This window comes from Stenotrophomonas sp. CCNWLW57 (assembly GCF_037203925.1).
In the GTDB taxonomy this organism is placed as follows: domain Bacteria; phylum Pseudomonadota; class Gammaproteobacteria; order Xanthomonadales; family Xanthomonadaceae; genus Stenotrophomonas; species Stenotrophomonas rhizophila_A.
On the sequence record NZ_JBBCBJ010000002.1, the window covers coordinates 444,885 to 466,605 of the forward strand.

Sequence of the window (21,721 nt, forward strand, 5' to 3'; positions counted from 1 at the left end):
GACCCCTGGAACGTTCATGATGAACAAGCCCCTTAAAATCCTGCACACGGAAGCCGCCAAGGGATTTGGCGGCCAGGAGATCTACATCTACCGGCACATGCTGGCCATGCGCGAGCGCGGCCACGACGTGTCGCTGCTGTGCCAGCCCGGTGCACGCCTGGGCGAAGTGGCGCGCGAAGCGGGCTTCACCGTGCATGCGCTGAAGATGGGTGGGCTGCTGCGGTTGCTGCGCGGCATCTGGTCGGTGAAACGGCTGGTGCGTCGGCACACCTATGACGTGGTCAACACTACCAGCCGCCGCGACGCACTCATTGCCGCCGCCGGTGCGCGCCTGGCCGGCGCGCCGTTGGTGGTGCGCTCACGGCACCTGATGAGCCCGGTCAACTCCCTGCTCACCTACACCGGCCTGCCCCACCGGGTGCTGACCGTGAGCAGCTTCGTGAAGCAGCTGCTGGTCCACCGCGGCGTGGCCGACGGCCACATCGGCATCGTTCCGCCCATCGCCGTGCCGCCGCAGTGGTCGCAGGTGCACAGCGATGATGCCTGGCAGTGCCTGCAGGAAACCCGTGCCGAGGTTCGCCGCGAACTTGGCTTCACCGATGACCAGATCGTCGTCGGCTGCGTCGCGGTGCTGCGCGAAGCCAAGGGCCATGCCGACCTGCTGCGCGCCATGGCCCCGCTGTGCCGCCAGCAGCCGAACCTGCAGCTGGTGATCGTGGGCGACGGCCAGCCCGTGCTGGATCAACTCAAGGCGCTGCGCGAAGCGCTCGGCATCGCCGCGCAGGTCCACCTGCTCGGCTACCGCCACGGCGCCTGCCGGTTGATGACCGGCTTCGACATCTTTGCCCTGGCCACCCACAAGGAGGCGGCCGGCACGGTGTTCCTCGAGGCCGCCTACGTCGGCGTGCCGATCGTGGCCACCCGCGTCGGCGGCGTGCCGGAGATGCTGGTGGAAGGCAGCAATGCCCTGCTCGCCCCGCTCGGCGACCGGGCCGCGCTCACCCGCGCGCTGCAGACCCTGGTCGAGCAGCCGGAGCGACGCCGGCAGATGGGCCAGGCCGGGTGGGACTGGATGCGCAGCGCGCACCGCTTCACCCCGACCGGGCACACTGAAGCCACCGAACACTATTACCACCAGTGGTTGAAGGAACTGGGCCATGGCCAACGCTAGAACCGTGCCGGTGCTGATGCACCACCACGTGTCGCCCTCGCCGGGCATGATCACGGTGTCGCCGGAAAACTTTGAAAGCCAGATCGCCTGGCTGGCCGGCAACGGCTGGACCTCGCTCACGCTCGAGCAGTACGCCGGCTTCCTGGCCGGCAAGCCCGTCCCACGGAAGTCCATCGTGATCACCTTCGATGACGGTTACCTGGACAACTGGGTGTACGCGCACCCGATCCTGCAGAAGTACGGCATGCACGCCGTGGTGTTCGTGGTCACCGGCTGGATGGGCGAAGGCCCGGTACGGCCGCACGCCGGCCAGCCCGGTGCGGCACTGCCCGCCACGCCCGACCACCGCGGCTGTGAGGCGGCGATCCTGCGCGAGAACCGCCACGACGACGTGATGATGCGCTGGAGCGAAGCGCGCGCCATGATCGACGCCGGCACCTTCGAAGTGCACTGCCACACCCACACCCACACGCGCTGGATGAAGCAGGACATCAGCCGTGAACAGAAGCGCGAAGGCATCACCCGGGACCTGGAAATGGCGCGCGGCGTGCTGCAGGAACAGCTGGGCGAAGTGTCCGACACGCTGTGCTGGCCCTACGGCGATTTCGACGAGGACTACCTGCCCATCGCACGCGCGCAGGGCTTCCGCTACCTGCACACCACCCACCCGTTCGGCCGCAACGTGGTCGGCGGCGATCCGGAACACATCTACCGTTTCGCCATCCGCAACCGCCCCGCCAGCTGGCTGCGCAAGCGCATCGCGTGGAGTTACCACCCGTTGATCGCGCCGGTGTTCAACCGGTTCAAGGCCAGGCAGAAAAAAATGGTGCCGGGGCCGTAGTGCAAAAAAAACCCGGCCGAAGCCGGGTTTTTCATTACGCTGCGGCTGCTGCTTTCACCGCGCTGGACAGGCTGTCCAGTGTGGTCTGCATCAGCTCGGCGGTATCTGCTTCAACCGTGACGCGCACCACCGGCTCGGTGCCGGAGGGGCGCAGGAACGCGCGGCCGCGGCCCTTGACCGCCTGCTGCGCAGCGGCAAGTGCCGACTGCACGCCTTCGGACTGCACGATCACCTTTGCAGAAACACCCGCCAGGCGCACGTTGACCGTCTTCTGCGGTACCCGGGTCAGCCCGACCAGCGATTCGCGCAGGCTCTTGCCTTCGCGACGCAGCACTTCCAGCACCTGCAGCGCACTGACGATCGCATCGCCCGTGGTGGCGCGATCCAGGCACAACAGGTGCCCCGACGCTTCACCACCGAGCACCCCGCCACCTTCCACCAGCGCCTGGTGCACGTAGCGGTCGCCCACATTGCTGCGCTGGAACGGCAGGCCCAGGCGTTCCAGCGCCTGCTCCAGCCCGAAGTTCGTCATCAGCGTGCCCACCACCGGACCGCGCAGGCGCCCGCTGCGCTGCCACGACGGGGCCAGCACATACAGCAGGTCGTCCCCGTCGACCGGGTTGCCCTGGTCATCGGCCATCAACACGCGGTCACCGTCACCATCGAATGCGATGCCCAGGTCTGCACCCACCTCACGCACCTTGGCCGCCAAGTTGTCGATGTGCATCGAACCGACGCCATCGTTGATGTTGACCCCGTTCGGCTCGGCACCGATGGCCACCACCTCCGCACCCAGCTCCCGGAACAGCAGCGGCGCGATGTGGTACGTGGCGCCGTGAGCGCAGTCCAGCACGATCTTCAACCCGCGCAGGTCAAACCCGCGCGGCACGCTGGCCTTGCAGAACTCGATGTAGCGGCCCACCGCATCACGACCGCGCGCGGCCTTCCCCAGCCGATCCGAATCGGCCGTGGTGAAATCGGTATCCAGCGCCGCTTCCAGCGCCAGCTCCGTTGCATCGTCGAGCTTCTCGCCATCGGCGGAGAAGAACTTGATGCCATTGTCGTAATGCGGGTTGTGCGAGGCACTGATCACGATCCCGGCGTCTGCGCCCAGCGTACGGGTCAGGAACGCGACCGCCGGGGTCGGCATCGGCCCGAGCAGCTGCACGTCGGCCCCGGCCGCGACCAGCCCGGCTTCCAGCGCCGCTTCGAACATGTAGCCCGAAATGCGCGTGTCCTTGCCGATCACCACCACCGGCCGATGACCGTTACGCTCGGTCAGCACGCGGCCCAGCGCATTGCCCAGGCGCAGCACGAAGTCCGCCGAGATGACGCCCTGCCCGACCCGACCGCGGATGCCGTCGGTGCCGAAATACCTGCGCGCGCCCATCAGGCAGCAGCGTCCGGGGCGGGCTGGCGGCCCAGCATGGCCAGCAGGTCGGACAGGCGGTCACGCATCTCGCGGCGGTCGCAGATCTGGTCGATGGCGCCGTGCTCGAGCAGGAACTCCGAGCGCTGGAAACCTTCCGGCAGCTTCTCGCGCACCGTCTGCTCGATCACGCGCGGGCCGGCGAAGCCGATCAGCGCCTGCGGCTCGGCGATGTTGATGTCGCCCAGCATCGCGAACGACGCCGACACGCCACCGGTGGTGGGATGGGTCAGCACCGAAATGTAAGGCAGCCCCGCCGCGCGCAGGCGACCGAGCGCCGCCGAGGTCTTGGCCATCTGCATCAGCGAGAACAGGCCTTCCTGCATGCGCGCACCGCCACTGGCGGAGAAGCACACGTAGGGCGCGCCGATTTCCAGCGCCTTTTCTGCGGCCAGCGAAAAGCGCTCGCCGACCACCGAGCCCATCGAGCCGCCCATGAAGGCGAAATCGAAGGCCGAGGCCACCAGCGGCCGCCCCTTGAGCAGACCCTGCATGGCGATCAGCGCATCGTATTCGCCGGTGTTCTTCTGCGAGGCCTTGATGCGCTCGCTGTACTTTTTCTGGTCCTTGAACTTGAGCAGGTCGGTCGGCCCCAGGCGCGCGGCGATTTCAGTGGTGCTGTCAGCGTCGAACAACGACGCCAGGCGCGCCCGCGCGCGGATGGCCATGTGGTGGCCACACTTGGGGCAGACTTCCAGGTTCTCTTCCAGCTCAGGACCGTAAAGCGCGCTGCCGCAGCTGCTGCACTTCTCCCACAGGCCCTCGGGGACGCTGCGCTTCTTGCTGGGGACGTTGTCGGTGCGGATGCCCGACGGCATCAACTTGCTGAGCCAACTCATGCGGGATGACACTTCCGTTCAGGGCGGCCCGAGGGCCGCAAAGGCGGACAGTCTAGCTCACCCGTTCCACGGCCGGGACCCCCTGCCGGCGGGGTTATCCCGGCGTGAAAACCATGCTGGGCCGTACGTTGCGGCCTTCTCAGGCGTCCAGCGCGGCGCGCAGCGGCTGCAGGAAGGTTCGCGCCACCTGGGCGGCGCCGGTGGCATCGACCGTCTCGGCCAAGGCCGCCACCAGCGCGCTGCCGACCACCACGCCATCGGCCTCTACGGCCATGGCGGCGGCGCTCTCTGCATCCTTGATGCCGAACCCTGCCACCACCGGCACGGTCGAGCGGCTGCGCAGGTCACGCAGGCGGGTACCGGCAGCGCTGCTGTCGAGCCGTTCCGACGCACCGGTGACACCGGCAAAACTTACGTAATAGAGGTAACCCCTGGCCATCGACGAAAGCAGATCCAACCGGGCGTCGGCCGTGGTCGGCGATGCCAGCAGGATCAGCGCCAGGCCGGCAGCGGTGAAGATCTCCAGGGTTTCGGCCGCCTCTTCCGGCGGCAGGTCCACCAGCAGCACACCATCCACGCCCGCCGCGATTGCCGCCTCGGCAAAGCGCGCCGTGCCGTGGATCTCCACCGGGTTCAGATACCCCATCAGCACCACCGGGGTGGTGGTATCGTCACGCCGGAACGCCTGCACCGTGTCCAGCACGTAACGCAGGCCAGCGCCGCGCGCCAGCGCGCGTTCGGAGCTGCGCTGGATGGTCGGGCCATCGGCCATCGGGTCGGAGAACGGCACCCCGAGTTCGATCACGTCCGCACCGGCAGCGGCCAGCGCATGCATCACCGGCACGGTCGCATCCAGGCCCGGATCGCCGGCGGTGATGAACGGAATCAGCGCCTTGCGGCGACTGGCACGCAGGCGGGCGAAACAGGCGTCGATACGGGCAACAGGCATCTCAGGCACATCCTTCTTTCAATTCAACGGCGCCACTGGCGCCCCAGTACAGCTTCGATATCACCCCGCCGAAGATCTCCAGCCGGATCGCCAGATCCGATCCGGGGTCCTGCCAGGTCAGGTACTCACCCACGTCCGGGTCGTAGGCATGCGGTGTGCGGGTGCCGCCGGGGGGCAGGCGTTCGAGCGCGTCGGCCAGCGACATGCCCAGGCGCAGGCCGAACGGCCCCGGCTGGACAATGGCCTCGTAGGAACCGTCGATGGTGTCGAGGTCGAAGCGCTGCACGTGGCCATCATCGACCATCATCGACACCCCTTCGGGCAGGCTGCCTCGCTCGTAGTACTCGCAGGCGCGCGCACCATCGCCTTCGCTCAGGCCGGCCGAATGCCATGCGCCGTCCGCTTCGACTTCGCTGAAACGCTGGCCGACCAGCACGTCGCCGGCATGATCCAGCGCGACCGAAACCACGGCCGGCGCATCGGTTTGGTCCGCAGGCGGTGCGTCCTGTGGTGCATCCTCGAACGGGCGATCTGCCACATCATCATTGCTCGCCGGCAGCCGGGCCGGCGCAATGGCCGCCGGCGTCGCCGCGGGGGCCAGCACCGGCGGCTCGGGCGGCTTGCAACCGGCCAGACCGACCACGATCAGCAGCGCACTTCCCTGGCGCAGCACTGGATTCACAGAACCAGGCCCTCGCGCGCGGCAATGGTGTGCACGTCCTTGTCACCACGGCCGGACAGGTTGCACAGCACCAGCTTGTCGCTGGGCAGCTCGCGCGCGATCTTGATCGCCTGGGCCACGGCATGGCTGGATTCCAGCGCGGCCAATATGCCTTCGCTGTGCGCCAGCTGGTGGAACGCGGCCAGCGCTTCATCGTCGGTGATGCCCACGTATTCGGCGCGACCGGCGTCGGCCAGGAACGCGTGTTCCGGGCCCACGCCGGGGTAATCCAGCCCGGCCGAGACCGAGTGGGTTTCAATGATCTGGCCGTCGTCGTCGCAGATCACATAGGTGCGGTTGCCATGCAGCACGCCCGGGCGGCCTGCCGCGATGGAGGCCGCGTGGCGCCCGGTCTCGATGCCGTCGCCGGCCGCTTCGGCGCCGACGATGCGCACGTCGCGATCGTTGAGGAAGGCATGGAACAGGCCGATGGCATTGCTGCCGCCGCCGACGCAGGCAGTGATCGCATCGGGCAGGCGACCGTAATCGGTGAGCATCTGTGCGCGTGCTTCGCGGCCGACGATGGCGTTGAAGTCGCGCACCATGCGCGGGTACGGGTCTGGGCCGGCGACGGTGCCGATGATGTAAAAGGTATCGCGCACGTTGGTGACCCAGTCGCGCATGGCTTCGTTGAGCGCATCCTTGAGCGTGGCCGAGCCCGACGTGACCGGCACCACCGTCGCGCCCAGCAGCTTCATGCGGTAGACGTTGATCTTCTGCCGCTCGATGTCGGTGGCACCCATGTACACCACGCATTCCAGGCCCAGCCGTGCGGCCACGGTGGCGCTGGCCACGCCGTGCTGCCCGGCACCTGTCTCGGCGATGATGCGCTTCTTGCCCATCCGCGCGGCCAGCAGGGCCTGGCCGATGGTGTTGTTGATCTTGTGCGCGCCGGTGTGGTTCAGGTCTTCGCGCTTGAGCAGGATCTGCGCCCCGCCGACCTGCCGGCTCAGCCGCTCGGCGTGGTAGATCGGGCTGGGCCGGCCCACGTAATGGGTGAGATCCTTGTCGTAGGCGGCGATGAAGGCGGGGTCACGGCGCGCTTCGTCATAGGCCGCCGCCAGCTCCTGCAGTGGCCCGATCAGCGTTTCAGCAACGAAACTGCCGCCATAGCGGCCGAAATGGCCGTTGGCGTCGGGGTAGGCGTGGAAATCGGTGATGGGGGGGACGGGCGATACGGACATGACGCGACAGCCGTTGGAGACAGGCTGACAATTTAGCGCACATGTGGTGACCGGAATATCGATATTATCTGCACAAACACGTCAGGAAAACTCACATGAGCCGTACGCCGTTGCCGCCCCTCAACGCGCTGCGCAGCTTCGAGGCCACCGCCCGGCTGGGCGGCGTGGCACGCGCCGCAGAAGCGCTGCATGTGACCCACGGGGCGATCAGCCGCCAGCTGCGGCTGCTCGAGGAGCACCTGGGGCTGGCGCTGTTCGAACGCGCCGGCCGCGGCCTGCGCCTGACCGCCGCCGGCCAGGCGCTGCAGGTTGCCTGCGCCGGGGCGTTCACCCAGATCCGCGAGGCGGTGGACACCCTGCAGCGCCGGCAGCGGCCGGAGGCGCTGGTACTGGGCTGCAGCGGCAGCATCCTGGCGCGGTGGATGATTCCACGCCTGCCCGCGCTGCAGGCCGACCTGCCGCAGGTGCCGCTGCACTGGTCGGCGCAGGACGGCAGCTTTACCGAACAGCAGCAGGCGCTGGATGCGGTGCTGCTGCTGGCGCAGCCGCCGTGGCCGCGTGGCTGGCAGGTGCGCGAACTGGCCCCGGAACGCGTCGGCGTGGTGGTCAGCCCGCAGCATCCGGCTGCGGTGCGCCTGCGCCGGCAGCCACCGCAGGCGCTGCTGCGCGAACCGCTGCTGCACACCACCTCGCGCCCGCAGGCGTGGCCGGACTGGGCGTTGTCGCATGATCTGGACCCGGCGCAGCTGCAGCTGGGCACCGGGTTCGAGCACCTGTACTACCTGCTGGAGGCGGCGGTGGCAGGACTCGGCGTGGCGATCGCGCCCGAGCCACTGGTGGCCGATGAGCTGGCAGCCGGGCGCCTGCTGGCGCCGTGGGGTTTTGCCGCAACCGGTGGCTTCTGGGTGCTGGCCACCCCGGAGGGTGGCCAGGATCCGCGGGTGGAATCCTTGGCCGGGTGGTTGGCCAAACAGCTGCGGTAGGGTCGTTCCCCCACTTAAACAGCAGTGGGGGCCGCCAGGCGCTGCTGAACGTCATCGCGCAGCTTGGCCAGTTCCACCTCGGCCTGCTGGCGTTGCTGCATGCCTTCGCGGTGGATGGTGCGGACTTCTTCCACGGTGGCGATGAGCTGCTCGTGGGTGTGGCGCAGGGTCGCCACGTCGATCACCGCACGCTGGTTGGCCTTGGCAGTGTCCACCGAGGTCTGCCGCATCAGGTCTGCGTTGCGTCGCATCAGCTCGTTGGTGGCGTCATCGATCGTGTTGGACAGCTCCGCCGCACGCTTCTGCTCGCTCAACGACAGCTGGATCGCGAACTGGCGCTTCCACGACGGAATGGTGATGTCGCGGACGGTGTTGAATTTCTCGATCAGCTGGATCGCATTGGCCTGGATCAGGCGGATCATCGGCAGCGACTGATCGGCCGCATGCTGCATCACGACCAGGTCGCCCACCCGCTTGTCGAGCAGCCGGATCGCGTTGTCCAGCTCTCCCTGGCGGATGCGCACCTGCGGATCTTCACTGCCGGCACCGGCCAGCTGTTCACTGCGCAGGCCGGCCAGCCGCTGCTTGCCGGCGGCGATGTGCAGGCCCAGTGCGTGACGTTCCTCGCGCACGATCTCGTGCATGCGGTCGAACTCGCCCACACGCTGGCCCATCAGTGCCTGCTGGCCGCCGACATCGCCGAGCAGCTGCTCGATCTGGCGGTTGGTGTCGCTGAACTTCTGCACCAGCTCGCCCTTGGAGGCGCGCAGCTTGTCGATCAGCCCCCCGATCACCGGCACCTTCGAACGCTGGGTGAGGCCATCCAGGTTGAGCGTGCGCGCGATGCGCACCACTTCGCCCAGCTTGTCACCACTGGCGTCCAGGTCGCGGTTGCGCACCTGGTCAAGCAGCTGGCTGGAGAACGCCGCGGTCTTGGCCGCCGCTTCGCGCCCGAACACCTGCAGGTTGCCCGGACGGATGTCCTCCAGGCTGCGGCCGATTTCCGCGATGCGCGGCAGGTCGTCAGCTACCAACCCGAGGGCCTGCAGGGTGGCGTCGTCGACGGCGGCCGGTGCCACGGCAAGCGCGGTGTTGTCCTGCGGATCCTGGGTCATGGCGTGATCTCCTTGAAGGGGGTCAATCGGGTCTGGGGGTCAGTCGAGTCTAGCCTGCGCCGAGGCCAGCTCGGCGGTGATCTGTGCCTGCAGCTGCGCGGCCTGCTGGTTGCGCTGCTGCTGGTCACCGGCGCGGCGCGCCAGTACCGCCTGCCGCCAGGCCGGCAACAACGTTTCGGTGATGCGCTGGCTGCGCGCCAGCAGGGCACTGTCCTGTTCGAACAAGAGCTGCCACTGCCCAGCTTCGAGCTGCTGCACGGCGGCCAGCCGGCGCAGGTGGTCCACACGCTGGGCCAGTACCGGTTGCAGCTGTGCCGGCAGCGTGGACAGCTGTGCGGCACCGGCATCCGCCCACCGCTGGATGGCCCGTGCCGCATCGAGCGCGGTGGCCTGCGCGGCGGGATATCTGCTGCTCTGTTTCCGCAGCGCCTGCGCCGCCACGTCAGTCTGGGCCAACAAGACGCCAAGGCGCGACTGCCAGTCGCGCGCGTCCAGCTCGCCTTCAACGTCGCGGCCAAGCAAACGACCCCACCAGCCGGTCTGCCGGCGCACGCCACCGGGCGCGGTCGCTTGCAGCACCAGTGCCAGTTGCCCCAACAGGTCAAGCAATGGGTGTGCTGCCCGTGCGGCTGCCGGGGTCGCTGCATCCCGCTGTCCCACTGCGGCCACCACCGCTTCTCCCCAATGCGCCAGATCGGCGGCATCGGGAGGCGGTGCTGTCGGAAGGGGCCAGTCTGCACTCATGCGTGCGCGTCGTCCGCAGCGGCCGCGTCACGCGGTGGCCGTGCCGATTCGCCGTAGAAATGGCGCATCAGCGCCTCATCCAGCGCGCGCTCTTCGGGCGTGCTGGCGCGGCGTACGCGCGGACGTGCGGCGGGTGCCGGCTCGCGCTCGGCCTGCTGGCGCACCCAGCTGGCCAACAACGCCAGCGTCTCTCCGGTGCGGACCTGCTGCGCATTGGACTGGCCCAGCAGCTGCAGCAATGGCGCAAGGCCCTGCTGCAGCCCTTTCGACAAGGGTTCGGCAAGGGGCGCCTCGGCGGGCGCGGCCGCAGGGGCCACGCTGGCGGCGTGGGCCTGGGCCAGCCGGTCCAGCGCGGCCAGCAGCGCAGGCCACGGTGCGGGTTCTTCCTCCACCACCGCCGCCGGGGCAGCGCTGGGCTGCAGCGCACTGGCGATATCGGCCAGCTGTGCCACCACCCGGCCGCCGACATCGGCGTCGCCGGCGCCCATGGCCTTGTTGCGCAGAAAATCGCGCTTGATCTGGGCCCAGCGCTGCTGTTCTTCGTCGCCCTGCATCCCGCGCAGCTCAGCCAGCTTGAGCAGGTTCTCTTCCGCACCGGTGGTAAGCAGCTGGGCCTCGCCCAGGTAGTGGTCGGAGACAAGCTGCTGCAGCTCGGCGTCGTTCATCACCGGCGAGATCTTCTCGGCCAGCTTGTTCATGTTGCGGTAGCTGCCCTGCAGGCGGAACGGCGGTTCGGTACGGTAGCGGTCGTCCTGCGCGGCACTGGCGATGTACTGCTGGTTGACCCGGTACACCACGTCGCGCACGCGCAGCATGCGCTGCAGGGTGGCGACGATCTCGTTGATCTCCGCACCGCTGTAGGCGTGGCTGAGCGCGTTGGTCGAGACCTCCTTGCCTGCAGCACGCTCGGCAAGCAGGTACAGATCGGCCATGTCGCGGGTGGCCAACGGGGCCAGCACCGGGTTGGAGGTCAGGCTGTTCTCGATGTAGCTCAGGGTGAAAGCATCTTCCATGCCGCCCAGCACATCGCCCAGGTTGTAGATATCGGCGCGGTTGGCCAGCATGTCCGGGATCTTGAACACTTCGCCGGACTCTGTGTACGGGTTGCCGGCCATCACCACGCAGAACTTCTTGCCGCGCATGTCGTAGGTGCGGGTGCGCCCGCGCCACACGCCTTCGATGCGGCGGGTGCCGTCGCACAGGGAAATGAACTTCTGCAGGAACTCCGGATGGGTGTGCTGGATGTCGTCGACATACAACATGGTGTTGTTGCCCATCTCCAGCGCCAGGTTGAGCTTTTCCAGTTCCTGCCGCGACGTGGCATCCGGCGCCTGGGCCGGATCCAGCGAACGCACCTCATGGCCGAGCGCGGGGCCATTGATCTTCATGAAGACCAGCCCCAGCCGATGCGCCACGTACTCCATCAGAGTGGTTTTACCGTAGCCGGGCGGCGAGATCATCATCAGCAGGCCCATCAGGTCGCTGCGCTTGTTCTCGCCGACGGTGCCCATCTGCTTGGCGAGGTTGTCGCCGATCACGCCCAGGTACACATCGTTGATCAGCTTGTTGCGCACGAACGACGACAGCGGCCGTGCCTTGAATTCAGACAGGCGCAGGGCATCGCGCTCGCGGCCGATGATGCGCTGGCGCACGCCCTGGTAGGCATGGAACGCCGGCACGAACACCTGCAGGTGGTCGCGCAGGCGGGCCAGGAAGTCGTCGAGCGACAACAGCAGGCGCCCCTTCTGCACGCGCGCATGCTCGCCCAGCAGGCCGTCAACCTGTACCAGCAGCGCCACGTCGCTGGGCCGGGTACGCAACGTGCGCGCAACCAGCAGCAGCGCCGCCGCTTCATCGGCATAGGCGAGGTGGTCGGTGAACGCAGGCAGCTGGCACAACGCGCGCAGCCACTGCCCGGCCAGTGCCCAGCGCGCCGCCAGGCCATCCTGTTCGCGCTGCAGGGCACGGTCGAAGGCCTCGCGCTGGCCGGCGGCCTGCAGCTGCTGGCCCAGTGCATCCAGCAGCGCCTGCGCATAACGGCTGGTACTGAACACCGGCTCGCCGGCGCCCAGTTCCGCGGCGAGATACGCTGCCGCGGCCTGTACCTGAACCCGGTCGAACGGCAGCTTGCGCTCTTCGACGAATCCGCACAGCGCAGCGTCGATGTCGGCCAGCAGCGCCACCTGGCCTTCGCGTGACCCGAACAGGCGCGCGATCGCATCGGCACCGGCCTGTCGTGCAGCCCACTGCATGACATCATCGCGGCGTTGCTGCGCGGACCAGAACAGCATTGCCAACGCGCGGGCGCTTGGCGCGTACCGCAGGGTTCCGGCAGCCTGCTGCAGCGGCAGCAGTGCGTGCAGGATCAGGCCGGCGTCGTGGTCATGGATGCCGCGCTCGTACCCTTCGCGGTAACGCGGGGCGGCGAAGTCGCGCACGATCCGTTCCAGCGCGTCGGGCTCGGCGGCACTGCGCTGCAGGGTGGCCAACTCAAGGCCGTCGCGGCCTTCCATCGCCGCCTGCAGCAGGCTGCCGGCCAGGTACTCGCCCCGATACAGCTGCGCCGATTCGGAATCCAGCCCGACCTGCCAGTATGCCTTCAGGCCGGCCAGCTCCGGGTCGTGCAGTGTCTCCAGGAAGTCGGTGCCGGTCAGGTGGATGGCCAACTCATCCCCGCGCGGCAGCAGGGTCAGGTCCAGCGCCTGGGTGTTGACGCTGAAGCGGTGGCGCGGCCCCAGCCGGACCACATTGCCCCCCTCCTCGAACAACTCGGTACGGTCGCGCAGCGCGCGCACGGCCTGGTCGCGCACGCCCTTCAGGCGCGCTTCGACATCGTCGGCCTTGACGCTGTCGCGCAGCTCGCGCAGGCGCCCGGCCAACTCGCGCAGCTTGAGCACCAGCGCGTCGCCGGCGAAGAAGGCGTTGAGCTCGTCGGCACTGGCAAAGCGCTCGGTGCGCTTGGCCAGGCCATCGAGGATGCGGGTGGCGGCGTCCAGCACCGAACGTGCCTTGCGCTGGCGCTCGTCCTGCAGCGCCTGCTTGTGCGTTTCGAAGGCTTCGATCAGTTCTTCGCGCTTGGCCAGGATGTCGCCCAGGAACTGCTCGTGCTCGCCGAACTGGCTTTCCAGTTCTTCCAGCTGCACCAGCAGGCGCGACATCTGCTCATCGGCCCGCTCCGGGTCGGTGGCCATGGCCAGCGCGCTGGTGATGGCCTGGGAGAACAGCGCGAACTGCGCGGCGAACTGCGCCACCGCCTCGGCCGACCCCAGCGTGCGCCGACGCTGTTCGGCGCGCACCCGGCTCTGGTTGAGCCGGGCGTACACCGCGGAGATGGATTCCACCACGCGGGTGCGTGCGCTGGCGTCATCCACCTTCAACCCGGCCATCAGCGTCGACAGCATGTCCAGGTCGGCCGCCATCGCACGCATGCCAGCCAGCTGCTCGTCCAGCACGCGGGCGCTCTCGGCCTGTTGGGCCGCTTCGTCCAGCACCTGCAGGCGCGCGCCCAGCGGCGCCAGTGCCTGCTCGCCGCCCAGGAACTGGCCGGTGGCCGTACCGATACGATCGTGGGCCTCCTGCAGGGCGGCGGTCATCGCATCGATCACATCGGTGTCGATGTAACGGTAATCGCGGATGGTCAACAGGTGGCCACGCTGGGTGGAGATCGCGTTCAGCGCCTCCACGAAGGCCTGCACTTCGGTCCAGTTTTCCGGCTGCAGGCGGGCCAGCAGGGCCTTCTGGCCGGCCTGCGCCTGGGCCATGGCCTGCGCCGACTGCTGCCGGATCGACTGTACCTTTTCGTACTCGTCCAGCACCGACTCACCGGTGGCGCTGATCTCGCGCAGCAGGCCCGCGGCCCCGTCGCACTGCGCGTCGTCCAGCCAGTGGTGGGCGTCGAACAGCCGCCGGGTGTCCTGCACCAGGCGCTGGTAGCGCTGCACCGACACATCCTGGCCTTCGATGGTGCGGGCCAGGTCGAACAGGTTGGAAATGCCGCGCACCAGTTCGGCATTGCCGATCCGGCCCATGAAGGTGTTGCCGGGTGGCCGGCTCGCGGCGAACTCGTCGCTGCTGAAGGGGGTCTGCCACACCTGCATCGGGTGGATGCGGGTGGGCTCGGTGCCTTCGGCATGGAACAGCACCATCCGTCCATCGTGCAGGAAGGCGTAGCCGTGGCCGAACACCGGCGTCTGCAGCACGCGCTGGATGGTGTTGTACACGAACAGCGCCGAGCGCCCGCCTTCACGCTCATAGAAGATGTACAGCACATCTTCGCCGTTCGGCGAGCGGATGGCGCGCTTGAACTGCATGCCCTGCATGGCCGCGTCGAACGCCTTGTGCTCGCCGCTCTGCAGGTAGTAGCCGCCAGGGAAGATGATGCCGTGGTCTTCGGGCAGCTGCACGCAGGCCTGCACGATCGCATCGTTGCGCGTGATGGTGCCGGTGAGTGTGTTGTAGATCAGCCCGCGCCAGGTGGTTTCGCGGTACGGCAATACCTTCAGCAGCACCAGCGAACCAACCCGGACGAAATCGAACTGCGCGTCATCCAGTGACTGGGTGCTGTCGTCGACCGGTTCGCTGTAGATGCCCTGCCCGCTTTCGGTGTTGTTCTCCACCTTGATGGTGAGGTCGCCACCGGTGGTCTCGACGAACAGGGTATCGAGGATGTTCAGGTGCGAATGGCGGCCACTGACCGCCATGTCGCGGGTGGCCCGGGTCCATTCGAAATCAAACGGTGGCGGCAACGCGATATCGCGTTCGCCGCGGGCGTCCAGATAGGTCAGCGCGCCATCGCGGGCGACCGCCCAGCGGAACACGCGCACGTCGGTGCTGCGCTCGCCGATCTGGAAGGACGCCAGAAGCTTGTCGCCGACCTTGATCAGCTGCAGCAGGCGCGCGTGCTTGTAATACGCATACAGTTCGCCGAAGTCGTGCACGAAGGCGGCCTGCGCCAGGAAGCTGCCCTTGGCTTCCACCGGCACCACGTCGTAGCCCTCGCCCGCCTGTACCAGCCGGTACAGCCCGAACACGTCTTCCACGCGGGTCTGGGTCTTCAGCCCCAGGAAAACGTTGTAACCGAACAGCAGCAGGTCGGGGCCGACCTGCACGATGTCGCGGCCCACGCAGTTGTTCTCGCTGCGGATGCGGAAGCGGCCGGTGACCTCCAGGCGGCTGTCGCCGAATTCGGCCAGGCGCTGCTGGTTGAGCGCATCGGCCAGGCCGCGCAGGCGGCCGCCCTGGTCACCCAACCGGCGGCGCAGCACTTCATAGGCACCCCCTTGGGCAACGGCCTGGTCGACGGTGGTGGTGGCTTCCGGCGGCGACGGCTCGGGACGTTGGGCGGTATCAGACATCGGCTTCCTTCCGGCTCACGGACAACCGGCCGGACAGGCCGGCCAGTGAGAGGGCGTCGACGGCGCGCGCGCGGCGCGCCATCGGGGGCTCAGCGGGCGTCGACCACGGTGGCCGACACGGTTTCGACCTCGGCCAGGTGCTGGTCTTCGATCTTGCGCGGGCTGTCCTCGCGCGGCGCGACCCCCAGGTAGCGCTGCATGAGGTCCTGCACGATCGGGCTCTTGCCGGCCAGCCCTTCGATCGACTTGCCCAGCGACACCGCCTTGATCAGGTTCTCGAACATGCCACCGTCGCCCCCTACCAGGTCGATGTCGGCATTGCGCAGCGCGCTGGCGATGACGCCGGCGTTCTCGCGCGAGACTTCCTTGCCCGCTTCGATCGAGGCCAGGGCCTGCTTGAGGCTGTTGTCGAGCATCATGCGGAACTCTTCGTGGCCGCGCGCGGTATCGCTCAGCGACGCGATGGCCTCGAACTTGCGCACCAGGCCTTCGGCCTCCGCCAGCAGCTTCTTCTGCACCACGCCCGCTTCGGCGCCCCCCACCGATTCGGTGGCGCTGGCGCGGGCACGACCCATCTGCTCCTCGCCCTGGGCCTGCGCCTGCAGGGTCTCGGCCAGCACGCGGGCGTCGTTGGTGCCCTGCTTGAGGCTCGCTTCGGCCTTGGCCTCGATCACGCGGGCCTCGGCGATACCGACCTTTTCGATGGCCAGCGCGGACGCTTCACGCACCTGCGCTTCGGCCAGGCCCGGTGCGGCCTGTTCGGCGCGGGTACCGTCGGCCAGCAGGCGCTTGGCTTCGGCCTGCTTGCCTGCGGCTTCGTGTTCGGCCTGGGCCAGCGTGGTGATCTCCACCGCGCGGTGCTTGGCCGAGGTCTCGGCTGCCTGGGCTTCCTTGACCTGGCGCACCATCAGTTCCTGCGCCTTGGCTTCGGCCTCCAGGATCAGCACCTGCTTCTGGCGATCGGCCTCGGAGACTTCACGCACTTCCTTGATGCGCTCTTCTTCCTGCGCCACGGTCTTGTCGATGGCGATGCGCTCACGGGTAATGTTGGCCACGTCCATCTTGCCGGACTCGACCACCTTGTCCCGCTCCACGCCCTGCAGCTGCACTTCGCGCTGGGTGGTGACCTGTTCCAGCTGGCGCGCACGTTCGACCCGTTCGGCTTCGATGGCGACGGCGCGCTGGCGGTTCTGTTCGGCCACCTCGACCTCGCGCATGCGGTTCTGCTCGCGGATTTCGATGACTTCCTGCGCTTCGATGCGGGCCTGCTCGGACAACTGGCGCTGCTCTTCCTGCACCTTCGCGGTTTCCGCCTGCTCGCGGGCCTGGATGGTTTCAATCTCGCGCTTCTGGCGGGCTTCGGCCTCGGCCTGCTGGCGTTCCAGCGCCAGCAGCGCTTCACGTGCTTCCACGTTTTTCTTGGTGATGGCGAGCTTTTCGTTCTGTTCCAGCTCGTTGGTCACCACGTTCTGCGCGGCGGTGAGCTCGGTGATCTTGCGGATGCCCTGCGCATCCAGGATGTTGTTCTGGTCCAGCAGCAGCTTGGGGGTCTGCTCCAGGTAATCGATGGCGACGTCTTCCAGCGCGTAGCCGTTGAGGTCGTTGCCGATCACCGCGATGATCTCGTCGCGGAACTCCTGGCGCTTCTCGAACAGTTCGGTGAACTCGAACTTCTTGCCCACCGTCTTCAACGCTTCGGAGAACTTGGCATTGAACAGTTCATCGACCGCATGCTTGTCCGAGGCGCGGTCGGCGCCAATGGCCTTGGCCACGCGCAGCACATCGGCCTGGGTTTCATTGACCCGCAGGTAGAACGCCACCGCGATGTCGGCGCGCATGTTGTCGCGGCAGATCAGGCCTTCCTTGCCACGGCGGTCGATCTGCAGGGTGATCAGGCTGATCCGCATCAGCTCGGCGCGGTACAGCACGGGAATGATCAGGGCGCCGGTGAAATGCACCTTGGGCTGGGCGCTCATGTCGTTGACGATCAGGGCCACGCCCTGGTCCACCTTGCGGTAGAACGCCTTGAACAGGCCGGCCAGGCCAAGCATCAGCACCAGCAGGGCGCCCACCCCGATCAGGAAGGGGGCCATGGTCGCAAAACTCATCGGTGGATCTCCTTATCGCCCGGAATCAGGCTGTCTTGGAACGAAAGCGCGGGGTGCCCGTGTTCACGGGCCACCAGGTAGTGGTTGGTCTCGGGCAGGTAGTCGAGCAGGACGATGCGTTCGCCGCGCGGCAGCGGCACGCCGTCGCGCACGCGCACCTGCAGGATGAGTCCGGCACCGCCGTCGTCGACGGTGGCATGGCCGGCCTCGGCGGTTACCTGCGGCGAGGCGACCACCCCGACCCGGCCGAGCAGCGACCGCTGCGGCACCGGGCGCAGCCGCAGGAGCAGGCGACGGATCGGGCGCAGCAGCCAGGCAGTGACCGGTACCGCCGGCACCAGCGCCAACACCGCAGTGGCGCTGCCGGCCAGCCAGCGCATCGGCGCCGGCAGCGGCTGCAGCAGGAAAAGGTGGACGAAATAGGTGGCGGTCCAGCCGAAGAAGGCCAGCAGCGCGATCACCAGCATGACCGGGGCGCCGCCGAGGCCAAGCCGGGCGAACATGCCGGAAAGCCCGTGCAGGCCGTCATCGCCCAGCTCAAGGTCCACGCCGTCGCCGCCGATACCGTCGTCCACCACCCCACAGGCGGCCAACAGCCAATAGACCATGGCGAACGCCAGCACGATGCTGTAAGGCAGCGTGGGAAACGTAAGCGCGACAGTGAGAAATTCCGCCATTCCACTACTTCCCTGCATCGGTGCCGCCCCCGCGGCGTCCTGCAGGAGACACTCCGGCCTCCCGCGACTACGCGCCGGGCTGGCCGCGTCCTGTCCTGTCGATGCTACGTGAAATCGGCGGATACGCACATAGGCGTTTCCGACGCAGAAGGGCTCCCGGCCAACGGTCGGGAGCCGTCGCGGATTGGCCCTTGGGCCTAATCGGCTTCGTGACAGTCCGCGCGGCGGACTTCTTCGACGAACTTGCGCATCTTGTAGCCGTCCTTGATGCCCGGCTCGCTTTCAATACCGCTGGAGACGTCCACGCCCCACGGCAGGGTGGCCACGATGGCGTCGAACACGTTGTCCGGGGTGATGCCGCCGGCCAGCAGGAACGGGCGGTGCAGGCCGGTCGGCAGGCGGGTCCAGTCGAAGGCCACGCCGGTGCCGCCACCGCCGCCCGGGGCGTGGCTGTCGAACAGGAAGCCGGCCGCGCTGGGGTAGCGCAGCTGCAGCTGGCGGGCATTGACCTCTTCACGGCCGCCCATCGCCACCGCCTTCAGGTACGGCATGTTGAAGCTGCGGCAGAACGATTCGTCTTCGTCGCCGTGGAACTGCAGCAGGGTCGGCCGCACGGTGCGCAGCACCTCACGCACTTCTTCCTTGCTGTTGTCGCGGAACAGCGCGACTACGTCCACCATCGGCGCGATCGCCTGGCGCATGGCGCGGGCTTCGGCCGGGGCCACGCGGCGCTTGCTTTCCCGGGCGAAGATGAAACCCACCGCATCCACGCCCAGTTCGCCGGCCAGGCGCACATCGCCGGCGCGGGTCATGCCGCAGAACTTGATGCGGGTGCGGTAGAAGGAGCGGCTCATAGGGTGACCTCGGCGGGCAGGTGCCAGTTGTCGGGGTACAACGGGCCAACGAATACAAGGCCCTGCGGCGGTGCGGTCGGGCCGGCCACGGTGCGGTCCTGGCCGGCCAGCAGCTCGGCCATCCACGACACCGGCTTTTCCCCACAGCCAATCAGGATCAATGAGCCGACGATATTGCGCACCATGTGATGAAGGAATGCATTGGCCTGAACGCAGACCTCCACGATCTCGCCCTGGCGGGTCACGCTGATCGCCTGCAGCTCGCGGCGGGCGTGCAGCGCCTCGCACTGGGCGCTGCGGAAGGCGCTGAAGTCGTTCTCGCCGAGCAGGGCCTGCCCGGCCTGGTGCATCAGCGCGGCATCGAGCGGCCGGCGCTCCCAGCTCAGGGTCTGCCGGTGCAGTGCCGGGCGGATCTGCCGGTTGAGCAGCCGGTAGCGGTAACGCCGGGCGCGGGCGGAGAAGCGCGCGTGGAAGTCATCGGCCACCGGCACGCACCAGCGCACCGCGATCGAGCGTGGCAGCCGGGTGGTGGTGCCCAGGGTCCAGCCGCGCGGATCACGCGCCACATCGGTCTCGAAGTGCACCACCTGGCATTCGCCGTGCACGCCGGCATCGGTGCGCCCGGCACAGACCACCTGGATCGGCGCAGCGGCCACCGATGAAAGGGCGTCCTGCAGGCTGGCCTGCACGCTGGGGCAGCCGCTCTCACCGAGCTGCTGCCAGCCCTTGAACTCGCTGCCGTCGTATTCCACGCCCAATGCGTAACGCATGTTCAGGACTTCACTTCAAATGCGGGAGGGCGGCCGACGCGGCTCATCCGAGCCGCGACAGCAGCTCGTGCGCCTGCTGCTGGCTGTGCGGGTCGCCCGCCTGGGCAACCTCCATCAGCAGGATGCGGGCGGTTTCGGCATCGCCCAGGTCGAGGTAGGCGATGGCCAGTTCAAGGCGGTCGCGACCGGGTGCACCGAGCGGGGCCGGGTCGTGGTGGACCGGCACGGGTGCTTCGGCCGCAGCAGCAGCGTCCTCGGGGAATTCAAACACGCCACGATAGGACGGCTGCGCCGCCGCTTCGAGCGCATGCGGCGGAACGACGTCTTCGGCGGCAACCGGTGCGGCCGGCACCACCACCGGGGGGGCAACCGTCTCCTCGACGTCCTGCACCGGGCGGCCCGGCTGCGGCTCCAGGGTGAACACCGGCTCGCGTCGCCCCGCGTCGAGCCCATCCGGCTCGGCCAGCACGTAATCCGGCGCATCGCGCAGGTCGGGCTCGTCAGCGGCCACGTCCTGCTGGGCCGCCAGTTCGTCCACGTAATCGGCGGCAGGAACAGCTGCGGCCAGGCTGGCTGCATCCAGTCCCTCGCGGCGCAGCGGCGGCAGCGGGGACGGCTTGCGCCGACGGGCCACGGCCCAACCGGCCACGATCAACAGCAGCACCGCCAGCCCCAGCCAGGCCCAGCCGCCACTGCCCGCCTCGCGCGTGGCCGGGGCTTCGCCCAGTCGCTGCTGGGCGGCGGCGAGGTCCGTGTCTTTCATGGCAATCAGCGAGGCCTGCTGCTGCTTGAGCTTCTCCAGTTCGGCCACGCGGTTGCGCAGCTCCTGGATCTCGGCATCGCGGGTTGCCACGTCTTCCTTGGCCTGCCGCAGTTGTTCGTTGCCCAGCATGTCACCCTCGCTGCCGGCAGCGGTGCCGGTGGTTGTACCTGCGTTGTCATCGGTAGCGGCGACCGCGGGGGCGATCTCCAGGCGTCCACCTGCGGCGGCTGCGGTGGCCGCAGGTGCAGGCGCCGCCGTGGCGGCCGGCGCGGCGGCAACGCCACTGGCGACCGGCTGCGGAATGGCCGAGCGCGACTGGCGCCATTGCGCCGCGTGCTCGCGCACCATGGCGGCCGCCTGGGCGGCATCGACCGGAGCGTCGGTCCCCGCGCTGCGCAGCACCGCGCCCTGCTTGAGCAGGTTCACGTTGCCACGGATGAAGGCCTCCGGATTGGCACGCAACAGCGCAATCATTGCCTGGTCGCGGCTGATGCCCTGCTCGCGGGCCACGCTGCCGGCGATCTGCGACAGGGTCTGGCCGCGCTGCACGGTGATGCTGCCGTCGGCGGCGGTGGCCGCTGGCGCCGCGGACGGAGCGGAGCGCGATGGGGCGGCGGCCCGTGCGGGAACCGGCGCGGTGCGCGACGGCGTGGGCTCGGCCTGCGCTACCGGCGGCTGCACTGGTGCAGGTTCGGGCTCGCGCACGATGGCGTTGGACATCGCACCGGCCGGCGCGACGATCTCCGGTTCGGCCACGGCCAACGCACTGTCCGGCGCGTCGACCAGCGCCGAGTACTCGCGGACCAGGCGGCCCTGCCCCCAGTCGGCTTCAATCAGGAAGTTGAGCGACGGCGTGGTCACCGGCGCCTGCGAGCTCACCCGCACCACGGCACGGCCGTTGGCATCGCGGGTCAGTTCGAACTGCAGCTCGCTCACCAGCCCGGTCGGGCGTTCCAGCCCGACGCGCGCAAAGGTCACCGGCGAGGCCAGCGCAACGCGCAGGTTCTCGAGTTCGGCCGGATCGGCCGAAATGACCGGGATCTCCGCCAGCAGGGGTTGCCCGGGCTTGGACAGCACCCGGATGTCGCCGAGCCCGAGGGCCATGGCGGAGCTGCTGGCCAGGGCCAGCAGCAGGGTCGAGACATACTTGAGCGGGCGCGATGCGCCCGGAACCCGGTTCTTCATGCGGGCAATATAGCGATTCCCGACCAATACAGCC

16 protein-coding genes are annotated in these 21,721 nt (G+C 68.4%); 3 read left to right on the top strand and 13 right to left on the bottom strand.

Annotation, left to right across the window (positions count from 1 at the left end):
* Window positions 1–19 precede the first annotated feature (19 nt).
* Together V9K91_RS06885 and V9K91_RS06890 are read left to right on the top strand one after the other, a co-directional pair.
* Window positions 20–1,171 carry a glycosyltransferase family 4 protein gene (locus V9K91_RS06885; RefSeq protein ID WP_307106654.1) on the top strand — a complete coding sequence of 384 codons (1,152 nt, stop codon included), beginning with the start codon at window positions 20–22 and terminating at the stop codon, window positions 1,169–1,171.
* Window positions 1,158–2,012, top strand: coding sequence for a polysaccharide deacetylase family protein (locus V9K91_RS06890; protein ID WP_249832850.1), 855 nt, complete (start codon window positions 1,158–1,160; stop codon window positions 2,010–2,012). Before V9K91_RS06885 ends, V9K91_RS06890 begins: the two co-directional genes overlap by 14 nt.
* Before the next feature lie 34 nt (window positions 2,013–2,046).
* Here V9K91_RS06890 and glmM read toward each other — a convergent pair whose 3' ends face one another.
* From glmM to trpB, 5 genes are all read right to left on the bottom strand, one after another.
* Window positions 2,047–3,402: a phosphoglucosamine mutase gene (gene glmM / locus V9K91_RS06895; protein ID WP_249832851.1), complete on the bottom strand. Its 1,356-nt coding sequence runs from the start codon at window positions 3,400–3,402 to the stop codon at window positions 2,047–2,049.
* Window positions 3,402–4,280, bottom strand: a complete 879-nt coding sequence (gene accD, locus V9K91_RS06900) for an acetyl-CoA carboxylase, carboxyltransferase subunit beta (RefSeq protein WP_068853426.1) — start codon at window positions 4,278–4,280, stop codon at window positions 3,402–3,404. The genes glmM and accD overlap by 1 nt, the downstream gene beginning before the upstream one ends.
* 139 nt (window positions 4,281–4,419) lie before the next feature.
* The gene (gene trpA, locus V9K91_RS06905; protein WP_249832852.1) at window positions 4,420–5,229 is read right to left on the bottom strand and encodes a tryptophan synthase subunit alpha; all 810 of its coding nucleotides are present in this window, start codon (window positions 5,227–5,229) and stop codon (window positions 4,420–4,422) included.
* Window position 5,230: 1 nt separating this feature from the next.
* Window positions 5,231–5,911, bottom strand: a complete 681-nt coding sequence (locus V9K91_RS06910) for a hypothetical protein (RefSeq protein WP_095363461.1) — start codon at window positions 5,909–5,911, stop codon at window positions 5,231–5,233.
* Complete coding sequence (gene trpB / locus V9K91_RS06915) at window positions 5,908–7,134, bottom strand: tryptophan synthase subunit beta (RefSeq protein WP_068853434.1); 1,227 nt, start codon at window positions 7,132–7,134, stop codon at window positions 5,908–5,910. Before trpB ends, V9K91_RS06910 begins: the two co-directional genes overlap by 4 nt.
* Window positions 7,135–7,229: 95 nt before the next feature.
* On the opposite strand from trpB, the gene V9K91_RS06920 reads away from it, so the two are divergent.
* Window positions 7,230–8,117 (top strand): LysR family transcriptional regulator, encoded by an 888-nt coding sequence (locus V9K91_RS06920; protein WP_249832854.1) that lies wholly within the window; start codon window positions 7,230–7,232, stop codon window positions 8,115–8,117.
* Window positions 8,118–8,131: 14 nt separating this feature from the next.
* Here the strand turns inward: V9K91_RS06920 and V9K91_RS06925 are convergent, their stop codons facing one another.
* From V9K91_RS06925 to V9K91_RS06960, 8 genes are all read right to left on the bottom strand, one after another.
* Window positions 8,132–9,232 (bottom strand): toxic anion resistance protein, encoded by a 1,101-nt coding sequence (locus V9K91_RS06925; protein WP_249832855.1) that lies wholly within the window; start codon window positions 9,230–9,232, stop codon window positions 8,132–8,134.
* A 39-nt stretch (window positions 9,233–9,271) separates the two neighbouring features.
* On the bottom strand, window positions 9,272–9,841 hold the full coding sequence (locus V9K91_RS06930) for a hypothetical protein (protein WP_337308177.1): 570 nt from the start codon (window positions 9,839–9,841) through the stop codon (window positions 9,272–9,274).
* A 131-nt stretch (window positions 9,842–9,972) separates the two neighbouring features.
* Complete coding sequence (locus tag V9K91_RS06935; RefSeq protein WP_249832857.1) at window positions 9,973–15,330, bottom strand: DNA repair ATPase; 5,358 nt, start codon at window positions 15,328–15,330, stop codon at window positions 9,973–9,975.
* Window positions 15,331–15,419: 89 nt separating this feature from the next.
* Window positions 15,420–17,438 carry a hypothetical protein gene (locus tag V9K91_RS06940; RefSeq protein ID WP_068853444.1) on the bottom strand — a complete coding sequence of 673 codons (2,019 nt, stop codon included), beginning with the start codon at window positions 17,436–17,438 and terminating at the stop codon, window positions 15,420–15,422.
* Window positions 17,435–18,115, bottom strand: coding sequence for a hypothetical protein (locus V9K91_RS06945; protein ID WP_249832858.1), 681 nt, complete (start codon window positions 18,113–18,115; stop codon window positions 17,435–17,437). Before V9K91_RS06945 ends, V9K91_RS06940 begins: the two co-directional genes overlap by 4 nt.
* A 197-nt stretch (window positions 18,116–18,312) precedes the next feature.
* The gene (locus V9K91_RS06950) at window positions 18,313–18,969 is read right to left on the bottom strand and encodes a phosphoribosylanthranilate isomerase (protein WP_093533384.1); all 657 of its coding nucleotides are present in this window, start codon (window positions 18,967–18,969) and stop codon (window positions 18,313–18,315) included.
* Window positions 18,966–19,739 (bottom strand): tRNA pseudouridine(38-40) synthase TruA, encoded by a 774-nt coding sequence (gene truA, locus V9K91_RS06955; protein WP_068853450.1) that lies wholly within the window; start codon window positions 19,737–19,739, stop codon window positions 18,966–18,968. The genes V9K91_RS06950 and truA overlap by 4 nt, the downstream gene beginning before the upstream one ends.
* A gap of 43 nt (window positions 19,740–19,782) precedes the next feature.
* A complete protein-coding gene (locus tag V9K91_RS06960) occupies window positions 19,783–21,687 on the bottom strand; it encodes a FimV/HubP family polar landmark protein (RefSeq protein ID WP_336443252.1) in 1,905 nt (634 codons plus the stop codon).
* Window positions 21,688–21,721 lie beyond the last annotated feature (34 nt).

Bases quoted from the DNA above. Each gene is read 5' to 3' on its own strand.
- V9K91_RS06885 (WP_307106654.1), top strand. From the start codon at position 20: ATGAACAAGCCCCTTAAAATCCTGCACACGGAAGCCGCCAAGGGATTT.
- V9K91_RS06890 (WP_249832850.1), top strand. From the start codon at position 1,158: ATGGCCAACGCTAGAACCGTGCCGGTGCTGATGCACCACCACGTGTCG.
- glmM (WP_249832851.1), bottom strand. From the start codon at position 3,402: ATGGGCGCGCGCAGGTATTTCGGCACCGACGGCATCCGCGGTCGGGTC.
- accD (WP_068853426.1), bottom strand. From the start codon at position 4,280: ATGAGTTGGCTCAGCAAGTTGATGCCGTCGGGCATCCGCACCGACAAC.
- trpA (WP_249832852.1), bottom strand. From the start codon at position 5,229: ATGCCTGTTGCCCGTATCGACGCCTGTTTCGCCCGCCTGCGTGCCAGT.
- trpB (WP_068853434.1), bottom strand. From the start codon at position 7,134: ATGTCCGTATCGCCCGTCCCCCCCATCACCGATTTCCACGCCTACCCC.
- V9K91_RS06920 (WP_249832854.1), top strand. From the start codon at position 7,230: ATGAGCCGTACGCCGTTGCCGCCCCTCAACGCGCTGCGCAGCTTCGAG.
- V9K91_RS06925 (WP_249832855.1), bottom strand. From the start codon at position 9,232: ATGACCCAGGATCCGCAGGACAACACCGCGCTTGCCGTGGCACCGGCC.
- V9K91_RS06935 (WP_249832857.1), bottom strand. From the start codon at position 15,330: ATGTCTGATACCGCCCAACGTCCCGAGCCGTCGCCGCCGGAAGCCACC.
- V9K91_RS06940 (WP_068853444.1), bottom strand. From the start codon at position 17,438: ATGAGTTTTGCGACCATGGCCCCCTTCCTGATCGGGGTGGGCGCCCTG.
- V9K91_RS06945 (WP_249832858.1), bottom strand. From the start codon at position 18,115: ATGGCGGAATTTCTCACTGTCGCGCTTACGTTTCCCACGCTGCCTTAC.
- V9K91_RS06950 (WP_093533384.1), bottom strand. From the start codon at position 18,969: ATGAGCCGCTCCTTCTACCGCACCCGCATCAAGTTCTGCGGCATGACC.
- truA (WP_068853450.1), bottom strand. From the start codon at position 19,739: ATGCGTTACGCATTGGGCGTGGAATACGACGGCAGCGAGTTCAAGGGC.
- V9K91_RS06960 (WP_336443252.1), bottom strand. From the start codon at position 21,687: ATGAAGAACCGGGTTCCGGGCGCATCGCGCCCGCTCAAGTATGTCTCG.